The following is a 15,227-nucleotide window of genomic DNA, read 5'->3' on the forward strand; positions in this document are numbered from 1 at the left end:
ACCGTTGGCGCAGCTCAGGGGCCCTGTGAGAGGTCTTTCTTCAGCTTGACAGGCGGCCAAACCGATGGTCTGAACACGCTCCGTAATCAACATGTGACCCCCGGGTGGGGGGTGGCGGAGCGTGGATTTATGGGCGATGCGCTCTTTCCATGGTAGCCCGGCCGCACCAGCCCCGCTGAGGTGTAGCGGGAGGAGGGGCCGGTGCGGGACCCTTGAGGCGAACCGCTGTCCGCACACCGAACCGGTTCGAGGGGGTCCGATGGGCATGCCCGACGCAGATGGTCACGGCCCCGCCGAAGGGCTCCCCGGCCTGCCGCCGGAGTGGGGTCGGGTGGTAGTGCCGGACGACGCGTCCGCGCTGGCCGAGGAGGCTGCACAGGTCCGGCGCGAGCTGCGCCCGCGGGTCGCCCGGAACCGGTGGCGGCAGGTGCTCGGCCTGGCCGTCCCGAGGGAGGGCCGACCACCACTCGGCCTGCCGCTGCTGATGCTGCTGGTGGCGTTGCTCACCACCGCCGCCGGGCTGTTCGCCGTCACCTGGCCCCGCCCGCCCCGCTCAGGCGACCACCCCACCGTCGTGCCGTACCCGACGGCCACCGACCTGACCGGTCGCGTACTGCCGGCCCTGGAACTGGTCGACGCCGACGACTCGATCGTGTCGTTACGCGCGCTGCTCCCCGCGGTGATCATCCTGGTCGACGCCTGCCCCTGCCCCGACCGGGTGGCCGAGGCCGCCGCGCTCGCGCCGCCGGGGGTCACCGTGGTCACCGTTTACGGCACCCGCGCACTGCGTCCCAGTCCGGTGCCCGCCGGCGCGACCGTGCGCCCACTCGCCGATCCGGGCGGCGGGCTGCGTGCGTTCCTACGCGTGCCGCCCCGCCCCGGCACCGCCACCGCGCTGCTGGTCGGCCGCACCGGCAACCCGGTCCGGCTGATCTCGGAGCTGCGCTCCGTCGACGACTACCGCGCCGACCTGGCCAGCCTCGGCGCCTGACCCCGTCGGCCGATCAGAACGCCAGGGCCGCCACCCGGGCGTCGGCCACAATCGGGGCGATTCCCCGGGCGGCGGCGGCCAGCTCGATCCGGATCGGGCCGTTCCCGCGGCTCAGCCACGCCGTGGCGAGCGAACCGTCGCAGGTCGCCCGGTGGCTGTCACGGTGGCCGGAGCGGACGGTCACCAGCAGGAGCTGCCCCGGACCGACGCACCGGTACTGGACCAGGTGCGCCCGCGTGGCGGCCATGACGACCCGTCGCTGCGGGGACTGGCCGGGGTGCAGCGTCAGCCGGGCCTGCCAGACCGTCCCGATCAACCCGCCGAGCCCGCCGTCGGGGTCCTCGCCGGAGCCGGTGCCCACGTCGTACCGCTCGACCACCCGCCCGGTGGCCGGATCGAGGACGACGACGCCGGAGGTCACCCGGCCGGTCGGGCCGACGGTGATGGTCAGCGCCCTGTCGCTCCGGGGCACCCGGCCCAGGTCGCCGGACGTCGCCCCGGACCCGGTGCGCCGGGCCCCGTCACCGGGACCGCGTCGCTCGTCGGCCCCGGACGCCGCGGCGGGGCCGCCGGCCGGACCGACCGCCGGGGCCACGGCCCGCCACCATCCGGCACCGGCGGCCACGACGAGGACGCCCAGCAGGGCGAGCCCTCCGCCCCGGAGCCGGTCAACCACGTCGCCGCCCACCACGCGGTCGAGCCTAGCCACCCGGCACCGGTCCCGCCGCCCGCGAGACCCGGCCAGAAGCCTCCAGGGGGGCGGCCCGGTCAGGCGGAGCGGTCGAGGAGGGCCGCGTAGAGGGTCAGGCCCGGGCCGAAGGCGAGAATCAGCACCCGGTCGGGCGGCTGCGCCGCCCGCAGCAGCCGGTCGAGGATCAGCAGCACCGTCGGCGAGGAGCAGTTGCCGTGCTCCCGCAATGTCGCCCGGGACGCGGCCAACGCCTGCGGCGGCAGCGCCAGCTCGCGTTCCGCCACGTCGAGAATGCGCGGGCCGCCCGGGTGCACCGCCCAGCCGTCCACCTCGGTGAGCCGGGTGCCGTGCCGGGCCAGCAGGCCGTCGACCAGACCCCGGACGTGGGCCGAGAGCACCTGCGGCACCTGCGGCGACAGTCCCATCCGGAAGCCGGTGTCGGTGACCTCCCAGGTCATGTGGTCGGCCGTGGAGGTGTCGGTGACCGAGGTGACCTCGCGCAGCGCGTACCCCCGGCCGCCGGGGATGATCACGGCGGCGACGGCGGCGTCCGAGAAGAGCGCGTGGGAGACGATCTGCTGGGTGTCCAGCCGGGCCGTGGCCGGCTGGATGTGCAGGCTGGTCAGCTCGGCGCAGAGCAGCAGCGCGGGACGCTGCCGCGCGGTGACGAAGTCGCCGGCCGCGCCGAGCCCCGGCAGGGCGGCGTAGCAGCCCATGTGCCCGACGAACATGCGCTGGGTGTCCGGGGCCATGCCCAGGTCCCGGGCGAGCAGGATGTCCAGCCCCGGGGTGGCGTACCCGGTGCACGAACAGACGACGAACAGGCCGACGTCGCGGGCGTCCAGGCCGGCGGCGGTGAGCGCCCGGCCGACCGCCTCCTTGCCCAACGGCAGCGCCTCGACCTGGTAGCGGCGCAGCCGGCGCTCGGTCGACCAGTCCGACACGTCCTCCAGCAGCGGGTTGACCGCCGCCTGCCGCCGGTTCACCCCGGAGTTGGCGAAGATCCGCTCTGCCAGCGCCCGGGTCCGGCCGGAGAAGTGCTTCGAGAAGAAGCCCTCCCAGAGCTCGTCCTGCCCGGCACCTGGCGGCTGCGCCGTCCCCATGCCCGCGATCACCGGTACGGCCACGTTCCCCACCTCTCGTCCGCGAACCCCGTGTCGTCCCGCGCCGCCTCCGTCCGCGACCGCAGGACCGCCTTCCTCACGCTCACCAACGAGGGCCGGGCCGCCGCGGTCCGGGCCGCCGCCCGGCCGCTGGCGGGACACTCGCGGCGCGCCCTCGTGTGGCCCCTTCCCGGCGTCCCCAGTACCCGACGCCGCCCCGGTTACCCGCGCCGGATCCCCCACCCCTGGTACAGCACCGCCGTGGACCAGGTCGGCCTGATCCGTGGCGCCCGCCCGGCCGGCATCGGCTGTGGACGACCACCGGACCGGATCCGGCGCAGCAGCCAGGCCAGCGTCCCGACCAGCCCCGGACGGGCGCCCCGGACCCGCAGGTCGACGCCGTGCCGGGCACACTCGGCGACCAACTCCCGGTCGTCCACGAACAACCGTGGGTCGTGGATGCCCCGGGGCACCGTGGGCAGCCGCTCGCCGATCTCGACCGCGATCAGCCGGCTCAGCACGGTGTCGTTGAGGGTGTCCAGGACCAGCAGCCCGCCCGGACGGAGCAGCCGGCACGCCTCGGCCACCGCCCGCCGCCAGTCGGGCACGTGCTCCAGCAGCTCGCCGGCGGCCACCACGTCGGCACAACCGTCGGCCAGCGGCACGGCGGTGGCGTCGCCGTTGACGGGGGTGACCCCGTGCCGCGCGGCCTGGGCCAGGGCCGAGCGGGTGAGGTCGACCCCGACGTGCCGGTAACCCTTGCCGGCCAGGTGCGGGGCCAGCAGCCCGGCGCCGCAGCCCAGGTCGACCAGGAGGGCGTCGGGCCGGGCGGCCGGCGGCACGAGGGCCGCCCGGGCCCGGGCCAGCCAGTGCAGCATGGCGAACGCCCCGTCGGGACGCCACCACTCGTCGGCCAGGTCGTCGTACTGCCGTGGATCGTTCGGGGGCAGCAGGCGGGGGCGGTCGGACACCCGGGACGAACCGTCACGCATGGCACCGAGCGTGGCACGACTGGACGGTAACGACCAGACTTCCCTTATGTCGACGACGGTGTTAGGGCTGGTCAGGGCGAGCCACCCCGAGCCCGCGGTGGCGGTGACCGTGGTCGCCGGGCTGCTCGCCCTGGGGGTGGGGCACCGCCCGTCCGGGGTGGCCGTGGTGGCGTTGACGGTGCTCGCCAGCCAGCTCGCGGTCGGCTGGTCCAACGACCGCCTGGACGCCGACCGGGACGCCGCGGTGGGGCGTACCGACAAGCCGGTCGCGAGCGGCGCGGTCAGCACGCGGGCGGTCGGCCTGGCGGCGGGGGCGGCGGCCCTCACCACGGTCCTGTTGGCGGCGGCGGCGACCAACCGGACGGCGGCGGTCTGGGCGGCCGTGGCCCTGGTCTCCGCGCTGTCCTACAACTGGCCCTTGAAGTCGACCCGGGTCTCGGTGCTGCCGTACGCGGTCTCCTTCGGGGCGCTGCCCGCCTTCGTGGTGCTGGCCCTGCCCGGCGCTCCCGCCCCGCCGGCCTGGCTGGTGGCCGCCGCCGCTCTGCTCGGGGCCGGGGCACACTTCGCCAACGTGCTGCCGGACCTGGCCGACGACGCCCGGACCGGGGTGCGCGGGCTGCCGCACCGGCTCGGCGCGGCCGGCAGCCGGGTGGCCGCCGCCGGGCTGCTGCTCGCGGCGACCGTCACCCTGGTCGTCGGGCCGCCCGGGCCGCCGTCGTGGGCCGGGCTGTCGGCCATCGCGACCGCCGCACTGGTGCCGCCCCTGACCTGGTACGCCGGCCGCGGCGCCCGCCGGGGCGTGGCCGCCTTCCGGGCGGTGATGCTGGTGGCGCTGATCGACGTGGTGCTGCTGGTGGCGAACGGCCGGGTGGTCTGAGCGCCCCCGGAAGGTGGTGGTGCCGGGTCGGCGTGCGGCTCCCGATCAACCCCAACTACCCTGAAGCCGGTCTGCGCGGGTATGGCCACCGTGCCCGGCGACGGCCGGGTGGGGATCGTGACGAGGAGGACCGACGTGACGCGCTCGATCAGGGGTTCCCGGCGGGCGGCCCTGCTGCTGTCCGGCGTGGCGGCGGCGACCGGCCTGCTGGCGACCGGTTGCGGTGCCGGCCAGGCGGCCGAGACCGCCAACAAGACCCCGTCGGTCCAGGGCGTCAACGTCCAGACTCCGGACAACGCCTACAAGGTACGCGGCCTGTACGTCGAATACCCGGGCGACGGGAGCTACCAGTCCGGCGCGAACGCCGCCGTCAACGCGGTGATCTACAACGACACGCAGAGCCCGGTGACGGTGACCGTCACCACGGACAGCGCGCGGGAGGTCGTGATCGCCAGCGACGGCGCGTCCGCGTCGGCCAGCCCGTCCGGGTCGGAGAGCGCATCGCCGTCGGGCAGCGCATCGCCGTCGGGCAGCGCATCGCCGTCGGGCAGCGCATCGCCGTCGGGCAGCGCATCGCCGTCGGGCAGCGCCAGCCCGTCCGGGTCGGCCAGCCCGTCGGGGGGCGGCTCGCCGTCCCCGTCCGAGGGCGCTTCGGAGAGCCCGTCCCCCTCGGCCCCCGCCGGGGAGCCGGCCCGGATCGAGATCCCGGCCCTCAGCTACATCCAGCTCAACGTGCAGGGCGGCCGGTCCCTTCAGCTCGTCGGCCTGGACAAGGCCCAGCTCGTCGGGCAGCAGGTCAACCTGACCTTCGACTTCGGCAACGGCGCGACCATCAACACCCCGGCCCCGATCGGCATCCCGCTGACCCCGCTCCCGCAGCCCTCCCAGATCGTCGAGCGCGAGGGCTCGCACGGCGAGGAGGGCGGCACCGAGGCCGGCGCGGGCCACGGCGGCTGACGCCCCGCACCACCGACCGTCGACGGCACCGCCGGCGTGGCACCCGCCACGCCGGCGGTGCTTCGTCGTACGGGGGGACTAGCGTTCCGGTGTGACGACGCCCCGATCGACACCCTCCCGAGCGACCCCGCGCGCCGGCCGGGCCGCCCGCGAGCCCCGTCCGGCCTACGAGTGCGACGCCTGCGGGCACCAGCCCCCGAAGTGGGTGGGGCGCTGCCCGGAGTGCGGCGAGTGGGGGGCGGTGGTCGAGTGCACCGTGACCGGTCCGACCGTCTCCGGCCGGGTGGTCAGCTCCCGGATGCCGGCCGAGCCGGCCCGTCCCATCGCCACCATCAGCGCCGCCCCCGCCAGGGCCCGGCCGACCGGGGTCAGCGAGCTGGACCGGGTGCTCGGCGGCGGCCTGGTGCCCGGCGCCGTGGTGCTGCTCGCCGGCGAGCCAGGCGTGGGCAAGTCAACGCTGCTGCTCGACGTGGCCCAGCAGTGGGCGGCCACCGCCGGCAGCCCGTCGCTCGTGGTGAGCGGCGAGGAGTCGGTCAGCCAGGTGCGGCTGCGCGCCGAGCGGATGGGCGCCCTGCACGACCAGCTCTGGCTGGCCGCCGAGAGCGACCTGGGCGCGGTCCTCGGCCACCTGGACGCGGTGAAGCCGGGGCTGCTGGTGCTCGACTCGGTGCAGACCATCTCCACCCCCGGCACCGAGGGGGTCCCCGGCGGGGTGACCCAGGTGCGGGCGGTCACCGCCGCCCTGGTCGCGGTGGCCAAGGAGCGCGGCCTCGCCACCGTGCTGGTCGGTCACGTCACGAAGGACGGTCAGGTGGCCGGTCCACGGGTGCTGGAGCACCTGGTCGACGTGGTGCTGCACTTCGAGGGCGACAAGCACTCCTCGCTGCGGATGGTGCGCGGCGTGAAGAACCGGTTCGGCGCCGCCGACGAGGTCGGCTGCTTCGAGATGCACGAGGGCGGGATCAGCAGCCTCGCCGACCCGTCCGGGCTGTTCCTGACCCGCTACTCGGAGCCGACGCCGGGCACCTGCGTGACGGTGGCGATGGAGGGGCGGCGGGCGCTGGTCACCGAGGTCCAGGCGCTGATCGGCGCGACGGTCGCGGGCTCGCCCCGCCGCACCGTGTCCGGGCTGGACGGGGCCCGGCTGGCGATGGTGCTGGCGGTGCTCCAGCGCCGCGCCGAGCGGCTGACCCTGCACGACAAGGAGGTCTTCGCGGCCACCGTCGGCGGCATCCGGGTGGTGGAGCCGGCGGCCGACCTCGCGGTCGCCCTCGCCGTGGCCTCCGGTGGGCTCAACCTCGCCATCAACCCGCACCTGGTAGCGATCGGCGAGGTCGGGCTGACCGGAGAGGTCCGCCGGGTCGGCGCGGTGCCGCGCCGGCTGGCCGAGGCGGCCCGGCTCGGGTTCCGGGTGGCGCTCGTTCCGACCGGGTGCGGCCCGGAGAGCGTCGGGGCGGGCCCGGAGAACATGCGGGTGATGGAGGTCACGGACGTGCGCTCGGCGCTCCAGTGTGCCGCCCGCGCATCCGCGGAGTGACCGACGGTGGCCGCCGCGCGGGACCGCCCGTGCGATACCGGACAAGGACGGCAGACCACCCGGCGTGGTCGTCGGGGGGCGTCGTGACACATCACAGTAACCACGACAGCACCCACCGCACGCCAGTCCGTAGACTGTGCGGGTGCCGATCGACCGCGATGCCAGCAAAACTGCCGGCGCGACACCCCACGCCCGCACCGGTGCCGTGGGCTCGCCCGCCCGTCCGATCAGCGTCAGCGTGACCGGGAGCGGCGGCGGCGCGAGCGGCGACCCGCTACGGGCCAATCTGGCGCTCATGGCGCCCGGCACCGCGCTGCGTGACGGCCTGGAGCGGATCCTGCGCGGCCGGACGGGCGCGCTGATCGTCCTCGGCTACGACAAGGTGGTCGAAGGGCTGTGCACCGGCGGCTTCGCGCTGGACGTGGAGTTCTCGGCGACCCGGGTCCGCGAACTGTGCAAGATGGACGGCGCGGTGGTGCTGTCCAGCGACGGCACCCGGATCGTCCGGGCGGCCGTGCACCTGATGCCAGACCCGTCGATCCCCACCGAGGAGTCCGGCACCCGGCACCGCACCGCCGAGCGGGTGGCCCGGCAGACCGGCTACCCGGTCATCTCGGTCAGCCAGTCGATGCGGATCATCAGCCTCTACGTCAACGGCCAGCGGCACGTGCTGGACGACTCGGCGGCCATCCTGTCCCGGGCCAACCAGGCCCTGGCCACGCTTGAGCGCTACAAGCTGCGCCTCGACGAGGTCTCCGGCACCCTGTCCGCCCTGGAGATCGAGGACCTGGTCACCGTCCGGGACGCGGTGGCAGTGGTGCAGCGGCTGGAGATGGTCCGCCGGATCGCCGACGAGATCGCCGGGTACGTGGTGGAGCTGGGCACGGACGGCCGGCTGCTCGCCCTCCAGCTCGACGAGCTGATGGCCGGCGTGGACGCCGACCGCACCCTGGTCATCCGGGACTACCTGCCCACCGGCCGCAAGCCCCGCACGCTGGACGAGGCGCTGGTCGAGCTGGACCTGCTGGGTGCCACCGAGCTGATCGACCTGGTCGCGGTGGCCAAGGCGATCGGCTACCCGGCGGCCTCCGACGCGCTGGACGCGGCGGTCAGCCCACGCGGGTTCCGGCTGCTGGCGAAGGTCCCCCGCCTGCCGGTGGCGATCGTCGACCGGCTGGTGCTGCACTTCGGCAGCCTCCAGCGGCTGCTCGGGGCCACCGTGGAGGACCTACAGGCCGTCGAGGGCGTCGGTGACGCCCGGGCCCGGGGCGTCCGGGAAGGGTTGTCCCGGCTCGCCGAGGCGTCCATCCTGGAGCGCTACGTCTGACCCGCCCCGCCGGGCCGACTGGCCCCGCCTGCCCGACCCGCACCGAGCGGTGGGTCGTTCGGCTCAGCCGGTGACGGTCAGCTTCACCGGCTCGCTCAGCTTGGTGTCCAGCCGCCCGAAGACCTGGTAACTCCCGGCCGGCGGGAACGGCCCGTTTGCCAGCTCGTCCTTGCAGCGGCTGGTGTCCTTGCCGTTCCAGTCCACCTGGTACGACCGCTCGAAGCCCGGGGTGAACGACTGCACGTCCGAGCCCTTCACGTTGCCGCAGGTGTCGGAGGACCAGACCTTCTCCGCGCCGGACTTCACGTACAGCTCCTGGAAGTCCGCGCCGACGTCCCGGCTGCAGGTGCGGTTCGACTTGTTCTTGATCTTGAGCTGAAGGCTGACCACGGCGCCCCGCTGCACCGACGACGGCACCGCCACCGGAGTCACCGAGATCTCCGCGTCGGTGCACGTCCCGGCGTCGCCACCCGGGGCCGCCGGAGCGTCGTTCCCGGTCGGGCCGGTCGGAGGCCCCGGATCGCCCGAGGCACCGGGGGCGTCCGAACCGCCGGGCGGGGTGCCGGTCTGCGGGGACAGCACCGAGCCGCTCGGGTCCGGGGCCGCAGACGGGCCACCGGCTGCCGGAGCCGCAGTCGGCGTCGGGGTCACCTTCCCCTGCGGGGTGGTGCCGGTGTTGCCCGCCTTGTTGCAGGAATAGAGCAGGACAATCAGGAAGAGAAGCCCCGCTCCGACCACGACGGCTCGACGCCGCCAGTACACGGCGGATGGCAGGGGGCCGATCGTCAGACGCATGATGCCTCCACCGTAACGGCGTGCCCCACCCTCGCCCGGCGCGACGCGCCGGACGACCCACCGCTCACCGGCGCGGCCCTCCACTCACGACAGCCACCCGGCCCAGCCCCGACCGCGACGCCCGGCAGGCCGGCTCCCGGCCCGGGCTCCGCCCGGCCCGGCTCACAGGTACACCTTGCGCTGGTAGATCGCGTGCGCACCGGCCACCCGGTCGAGGAAGAGCAGGCCGGCGCAGTGGTCGATCTCGTGCTGCAACGCCCGCGCCTCGAACCCGTCGGTGACCAGCCGCACCGGCACGCCGGTGCCCGGAAGCACTCCCTCGACGACCAGCCGGCTGGCCCGCTTGACGTCGCCCGTCAGGTCGGGCACCGACATGCAGCCCTCCCGGCCCGCCTTCCACCGACTCGCCTCCACCACCCGGGCGTTGCACAGCACGAAGGTTCCGTGCACGGTCACCGCCTTCGGATGCCCGGTGATGTCGACCGCGAACATCTGGGCGCTCACGCCGACCTGGGGCGCCGCGAGGCCCACGCAGCCCGGCGAGACGCGCATCGTGGCGACCAGGTCGGCGGCGAGGCGGACCACCTCGTCGGAGGTCGGGTCCACCTCCGGCCCGGGCCTGCTGAGCACCGGGTCCGGGGCGGAGACCACCGCACGAACCTCGCCGGGCGTCGCCAGTGCCTCCGGTGTCCAGCCGCCGAGGCCGACGTACTCCGCGGTCACAGCAGGTCCGAGTCCGCCGGGCGGAGGCTGACCCCGACCCCCAACTCCGCGGCCCTACGGGCCAACCGGCCGGCCACCTCGTCGGACGACCCCGGCGGCAGCTCGACCTCGGCCACCACCACATAGAGCGAGCCGGTCAGCCGGGTGCTCAGGTCGGTGACGTTGCCGCCCGCGTCGGTCAGCACCCGGGTCATCGCAGCGACGATGCCCATCCGGTCCGCGCCGTGCACCGAAAGCACGTACGGCTCACCGGCCGGCGGCGTCGCGCCGTCGGGGGTGACCGCCCGCACGGTGGCCAGGAGCTGACCGTCGGCGGCGAGCGGGGCCAGCCCGGCCTCGACGTCGGCGGCGGCCGGGCCGACGCAGATCAGGGTCATCGCGAAGTGACCCCGCAGCCGGGTCATGGTGGAATCGGTGAGGTTCGCGCCGAGCCGGGCGAGCACCTCGGCGACGTCGGCCACGATGCCGGGCCGGTCCCGGCCGATGACGGTGATCGCGAGCTCGTTCATCCGGGCATTCTGCCCGATCCGGTCCCGTCCCCCGCGCCGCCCCGCCCGGCCCGCCCAACCTGCGAGAAGATCGCCCATGACATGATCGGCGACGCGATGTCCGAACCCACTTTCGCCACCCTGGTCAGCCGGTGGTACGAGCAGAACGCCCGCGACCTGCCGTGGCGGGTGCCCGGTGTGGGCGCATGGGCGATCCTGGTCAGCGAGGTCATGCTCCAGCAGACGCCGGTGGTGCGGGTGCTGCCGGCCTTCCACGCGTGGCTGGCCCGCTGGCCGACCCCCGCCGCGCTCGCCGCCGACACGCCCGCCGAGGCGATCCGGATGTGGGGGCGGCTCGGCTATCCCCGCCGGGCGGTACGGCTGCGCGACTGCGCGGTGGCGATCGTCCAGCGACACGGCGGCGCGGTGCCGGACCGACTGGACCAGCTGCTGGCGCTGCCCGGGGTGGGCACCTACACGGCCCGCGCGGTGGCCGCCTTCGCGTACGGTCAGCGGCACCCGGTGGTGGACACCAACGTGCGCCGGGTGATCTGCCGGGCGATCGCCGGGGAACCGGACGCCGGCCCGGCCACCCGCCCCGCCGACCTGGTGGCCACCGAGGAACTGCTGCCTTCGGAGCCGGCCGCCGCCGCGCTCGCCAGCGCCGCGTTCATGGAGCTGGGGGCGGTGGTCTGCACCGCCCGCTCGCCCCGCTGCCCGGGATGCCCGGTGGAGTCCGTATGCGCCTGGCGGGCGTCCGGCCAGGCGGCCCCGGCCGGCCCGACCCGCCGACCCCAGCGGTACGCCGGCACCGACCGACAGGTACGCGGGCTGCTGCTGGCGGTGCTGCGGGAGGCCACCGGCCCGGTGCCGCACCAGCGGCTGGACCAGGTCTGGGCCGACGACGTGCAGCGCTCCCGGGCGCTGGCCGGGCTGGTCACCGACGGCCTGGTGGAGCCGGCCGGCGAGGCGGAGTTCCGCCTGGCCGGCGACGGGCCCACGGCCCCGGCGCTGCCCACGGGCGGCTGACCCACCGGCCCTCGGACGGGCCCCGGCCCTCCGCCCCGAGAGGTCCCGTCGGGGTGGGGAGTGGGTCCGCCCCCGGCATCCTGTCGCGGGGGGACGGCACGACGAGAGGCGACGGCCCCGGTGGCTCTCGCCGACCGGGGCCGTCGCCTCTTACGCTGTCACCTACCCCAGCGCTGTCGCCTACTCGTCCGCGCCTGCGGCGGCGGTGCCGCCGAGGTCGGCCGGGACGGCGTCCGGCACGGCGGCCGGCCGGTCGGTGCCCCGGAAGACGAGACTGGACTTGTCGATGTCGTTCGGGTCGCCCTCGCAGTCCACGACCACGATCTGACCCGGGGTCAGCTCGTTGAACAGGATCCGCTCGGACAGGTTGTCCTCGATGTCGCGCTGGATCGTCCGACGCAGCGGACGCGCCCCGAGCACCGGGTCGAAGCCCTTGAGCGCCAGGTACTTCTTGGCGTTGTCGGTCAGCTCCAGGCCCATGTCCTTGTTGCGCATCTGGCTCTCGATGCGGGCGATCATGATGTCGACGATCGACAGGATTTCCTGCTGCCGCAGCTGGTGGAAGACGATGGTGTCGTCGATCCGGTTGAGGAACTCGGGCCGGAAGTGCTGCTTGAGCTCGTCGTTGACCTTCTGCTTCATCCGGTCGTAGTTGGAGTCGGAGTCCTCCGACGCCTGGAAGCCCATCGACACCGCCTTGGCCACGTCACGGGTGCCCAGGTTGGTGGTCAGGATGATGACCGTGTTCTTGAAGTCCACGATCCGGCCCTGACCGTCCGTCAGACGCCCGTCCTCCAGGATCTGGAGCAGGGTGTTGAAGACGTCCGGGTGGGCCTTCTCGATCTCGTCGAACAGGACCACCGAGAACGGCCGGCGGCGCACCTTCTCGGTCAGCTGCCCGCCCTCGTCGTAGCCGACGTAGCCGGGAGGGGCACCGACGAGCCGGGACACCGTGTACCGGTCGTGGAACTCGGACATGTCCAGCTGGATCAGGGCGTCCTCGCTGCCGAACAGGAACTCGGCGAGCGCCTTGGACAGCTCGGTCTTACCGACGCCGGACGGGCCGGCGAAGATGAACGAGCCGGACGGCCGCTTCGGGTCCTTCAGGCCGGCCCGGGTCCGCCGGATGGCCTTCGAGACCGCCTTGACCGCGTCCTCCTGGCCGATGACGCGCTTGTGCAGCTCGTCCTCCATGCGCAGCAGGCGGGAGGTCTCCTCCTCGGTCAGCTTGTAGACCGGGATGCCGGTCCAGTTGCCGAGGACCTCGGCGATCTGCTCGTCGTCGACCTCGCTGACGACGTCCAGGTCACCGGCCTTCCACTCCTTCTCCCGCTGCGCCTTCTGGCCGAGGAGCTGCTTCTCCTTGTCGCGGAGCTGGGCCGCCCGCTCGAAGTCCTGCGCGTCGATCGCGGACTCCTTGTCGCGGCGGACCTGGGCGATCCGCTCATCGAAGTCCCGCAGGTCTGGCGGCGCGGTCATCCGGCGGATCCGCATCCGGGCACCGGCCTCGTCGATCAGGTCGATCGCCTTGTCGGGCAGGAAGCGGTCGGAGATGTAGCGGTCGGCCAGGGTCGCGGCGGCCACCAGGGCGGCGTCGGTGATCGACACGCGGTGGTGCGCCTCGTAGCGGTCGCGCAGGCCCTTGAGGATCTCGATGGTGTGGGCCAGCGACGGCTCACCCACCTGGATGGGCTGGAACCGCCGCTCCAGGGCGGCGTCCTTCTCCAGGTGCTTGCGGTACTCGTCCAGGGTGGTCGCGCCGATGGTCTGCAGCTCACCCCGGGCCAGCATCGGCTTCAGGATGCTCGCCGCGTCGATCGCGCCCTCGGCCGCGCCCGCTCCGACGAGAGTGTGGATCTCATCGATGAACATGATGATGTCGCCGCGGGTGCGGATCTCCTTGAGGACCTTCTTCAGCCGCTCCTCGAAGTCACCGCGGTAGCGGGAGCCGGCGACCAGCGCGCCAAGGTCGAGGGTGTAGAGCTGCTTGTCCTTCAGCGTCTCGGGCACCTCGCCCTTGATGATCTTCTGGGCCAGGCCCTCCACCACGGCGGTCTTGCCGACGCCGGGCTCACCGATCAGGACCGGGTTGTTCTTGGTGCGGCGGGACAGCACCTGCATGACCCGCTCGATCTCCTTCTCGCGCCCGATGACCGGGTCGAGCTTGCCCTCGCGGGCGGCCTGGGTCAGGTTCCGGCCGAACTGGTCCAGCACCAGGCTGGTCGACGGCGCGGCCTCGCCCGGGGCGGCCCCGGCGGCGGCCGGCTCCTTGCCCTGGTAGCCGGAGAGCAGCTGGATGACCTGCTGGCGGACGCGGTTCAGGTCGGCGCCGAGCTTCACGAGGACCTGGGCGGCGACGCCCTCGCCCTCACGGATCAGGCCGAGCAGGATGTGCTCGGTGCCGATGTAGTTGTGGCCGAGCTGCAGCGCCTCGCGCAGCGACAGCTCCAGCACCTTCTTCGCCCGAGGCGTGAACGGGATGTGCCCGCTCGGCGCCTGCTGGCCCTGGCCGATGATCTCCTCGACCTGCTGGCGGACGCCCTCCAGGGAGATGCCGAGGCTCTCCAGGGCCTTTGCCGCGACACCCTCGCCCTCGTGGATCAGGCCCAGCAGGATGTGCTCCGTGCCGATGTAGTTGTGGTTGAGCATCCGGGCCTCTTCTTGGGCCAGGACGACAACCCGTCGCGCTCGGTCGGTGAACCGCTCGAACATGCCCTCGTGCTCCTCACGTGCCGTGCGCCTTGATGGTCAGATCTCGGCGGGGCCGGTGCGCGGACGTCCGGGATGGGCGTCCGTGCCTCCTTACTCTATCGCCGCCGACCGACTCCGCTGAGGTCGTGTGTCCTCGGCGGGAGGTCGGTACGCGTCGTTTTTGGCAACCGTCCGCGCTCAGGCGCTGTTCCGGTGTCCCCGGCTGTACGCGCAGAGCGAAATTCGGACCGTCGGTCGGACCGGTTTCCGCGGGTCTCCGCAGGCCCTACCGGGCCCCGCTGGCCGCTCCGGACGCCTCGACGGGCGGTCGTCCACAGGCTGTGGACAGATTCTCCACCGGCTGTGGACAACGCCCCGACCGGCCCGACTCTTCCCACCCGGCGCACCGGGCGTCCGGCGCCGAGGCGCCAGGATGTGAGACGCCAGGACGGCGACGCCGGGCCGGAGACATGCTCCGGTCCGGCGTCGGTGTCGCCCGCGTCCCCCGTGTCGGGTCCGCCCCGAGATCCCCCGGCACGCCCTTCGGCACCTAGGCGGTGACCCCGCGGCGTCCTCGCTCAGCGCGTGGCGTGGTACTCGTCGACGATCTCCTGAGGGATGCGCCCCCGGTCGGAGATGTCCTTGCCCTTGCCCTTGGCCCACTCCCGGATCGCCTTGTTCTGCTCGCGGTCGGCGGTGGCGCCGCCCCGTCCGCGCGCGGCCCGGCCGCCGACCACCACGCCGCCCCGGCCCACCTTGGTGCCAGCGCCGACGTACCGCGCGAAAGCGTCACGCAATTTCACGGCGTTCGCCTTGGAGAGGTCGATCTCGTACTGAACACCGTCGAGCGCGAACTTGACTGTCTCGTCAGCGTCCCCGCCGTCCAGGTCATCGACCAGCTTGTGAATGATCTGCTTGGCCACGTCCCACATTCCTTTCGAGCAGGGTTTTCCTGCAAACTGACAGCACAATAACCCGCCCGCCGCTTGTCACGTCAATAGGAGTCGGTATCCAACCCCGGCCGGG

At 73.8% G+C, this 15,227-nt stretch carries 14 protein-coding genes; 6 read left to right on the forward strand and 8 right to left on the reverse strand.

The annotated features are described in order from the left end of the window. The first annotated feature begins 259 nt into the window (after nt 1-259). Nucleotides 260-991 carry a hypothetical protein gene (locus GVV04_RS09035; RefSeq protein ID WP_161686424.1) on the forward strand — a complete coding sequence of 244 codons (732 nt, stop codon included), beginning with the start codon at nt 260-262 and terminating at the stop codon, nt 989-991. Between the two features lie 13 nt (nt 992-1,004). On the opposite strand, the gene GVV04_RS09040 is transcribed toward GVV04_RS09035, so the two are convergent. From GVV04_RS09040 to GVV04_RS09050, 3 genes are all read right to left on the reverse strand, one after another. Further along, the gene (locus GVV04_RS09040) at nt 1,005-1,682 is read right to left on the reverse strand and encodes a hypothetical protein (protein ID WP_161686426.1); all 678 of its coding nucleotides are present in this window, start codon (nt 1,680-1,682) and stop codon (nt 1,005-1,007) included. A gap of 77 nt (nt 1,683-1,759) precedes the next feature. Next, a complete protein-coding gene (locus tag GVV04_RS09045; protein WP_161686428.1) occupies nt 1,760-2,818 on the reverse strand; it encodes a type III polyketide synthase in 1,059 nt (352 codons plus the stop codon). A 188-nt stretch (nt 2,819-3,006) separates the two neighbouring features. After that, nucleotides 3,007-3,777 (reverse strand): methyltransferase domain-containing protein, encoded by a 771-nt coding sequence (locus GVV04_RS09050; RefSeq protein ID WP_161686429.1) that lies wholly within the window; start codon nt 3,775-3,777, stop codon nt 3,007-3,009. On the opposite strand from GVV04_RS09050, the gene GVV04_RS09055 reads away from it, so the two are divergent. The 4 genes from GVV04_RS09055 (at nt 3,776) to disA (ending at nt 8,475) form a co-directional block, all read left to right on the forward strand. Beyond that, nucleotides 3,776-4,654 (forward strand): UbiA family prenyltransferase, encoded by an 879-nt coding sequence (locus GVV04_RS09055; protein ID WP_201753016.1) that lies wholly within the window; start codon nt 3,776-3,778, stop codon nt 4,652-4,654. The two genes, GVV04_RS09050 and GVV04_RS09055, sit on opposite strands and share 2 nt — an antisense overlap. A gap of 135 nt (nt 4,655-4,789) precedes the next feature. Next, nucleotides 4,790-5,611, forward strand: coding sequence for a hypothetical protein (locus tag GVV04_RS09060; protein WP_161686433.1), 822 nt, complete (start codon nt 4,790-4,792; stop codon nt 5,609-5,611). A 91-nt stretch (nt 5,612-5,702) separates the two neighbouring features. Then, complete coding sequence (radA, locus tag GVV04_RS09065) at nt 5,703-7,148, forward strand: DNA repair protein RadA (protein ID WP_161686435.1); 1,446 nt, start codon at nt 5,703-5,705, stop codon at nt 7,146-7,148. 142 nt (nt 7,149-7,290) lie between these two features. Further along, nucleotides 7,291-8,475, forward strand: coding sequence for a DNA integrity scanning diadenylate cyclase DisA (disA, locus tag GVV04_RS09070; protein ID WP_161686437.1), 1,185 nt, complete (start codon nt 7,291-7,293; stop codon nt 8,473-8,475). Nucleotides 8,476-8,538: 63 nt separating this feature from the next. Here disA and GVV04_RS09075 read toward each other — a convergent pair whose 3' ends face one another. The 3 genes from GVV04_RS09075 to GVV04_RS09085 all read right to left on the reverse strand — a co-directional run bounded on the left by GVV04_RS09075 (nt 8,539) and on the right by GVV04_RS09085 (nt 10,502). Continuing rightward, complete coding sequence (locus GVV04_RS09075; protein ID WP_161686439.1) at nt 8,539-9,270, reverse strand: hypothetical protein; 732 nt, start codon at nt 9,268-9,270, stop codon at nt 8,539-8,541. Nucleotides 9,271-9,432: 162 nt separating this feature from the next. Then, on the reverse strand, nt 9,433-9,993 hold the full coding sequence (locus GVV04_RS09080) for a peptide deformylase (RefSeq protein ID WP_161686441.1): 561 nt from the start codon (nt 9,991-9,993) through the stop codon (nt 9,433-9,435). Further along, nucleotides 9,990-10,502 (reverse strand): glycine cleavage system protein R, encoded by a 513-nt coding sequence (locus tag GVV04_RS09085; protein ID WP_161686443.1) that lies wholly within the window; start codon nt 10,500-10,502, stop codon nt 9,990-9,992. The genes GVV04_RS09080 and GVV04_RS09085 overlap by 4 nt, the downstream gene beginning before the upstream one ends. 96 nt (nt 10,503-10,598) lie before the next feature. Between GVV04_RS09085 and GVV04_RS09090 the strand changes: the two genes are divergently transcribed. After that, nucleotides 10,599-11,510, forward strand: a complete 912-nt coding sequence (locus tag GVV04_RS09090) for an A/G-specific adenine glycosylase (RefSeq protein WP_161686444.1) — start codon at nt 10,599-10,601, stop codon at nt 11,508-11,510. Nucleotides 11,511-11,690: 180 nt separating this feature from the next. Here GVV04_RS09090 and GVV04_RS09095 read toward each other — a convergent pair whose 3' ends face one another. Both GVV04_RS09095 and GVV04_RS09100 read right to left on the reverse strand, forming a co-directional pair. Then, entirely contained in the window at nt 11,691-14,222 is a 2,532-nt protein-coding gene (locus GVV04_RS09095; RefSeq protein WP_161686446.1) for an ATP-dependent Clp protease ATP-binding subunit, read from the reverse strand. 557 nt (nt 14,223-14,779) lie between these two features. After that, nucleotides 14,780-15,124, reverse strand: coding sequence for a histone-like nucleoid-structuring protein Lsr2 (locus GVV04_RS09100; RefSeq protein ID WP_161686449.1), 345 nt, complete (start codon nt 15,122-15,124; stop codon nt 14,780-14,782). Between the last annotated feature and the right edge of the window lie 103 nt (nt 15,125-15,227).

It is taken from the genome of Micromonospora rubida (assembly GCF_009908295.1).
GTDB classification, from domain to species: Bacteria; Actinomycetota; Actinomycetes; order Mycobacteriales; family Micromonosporaceae; genus Micromonospora; species Micromonospora rubida.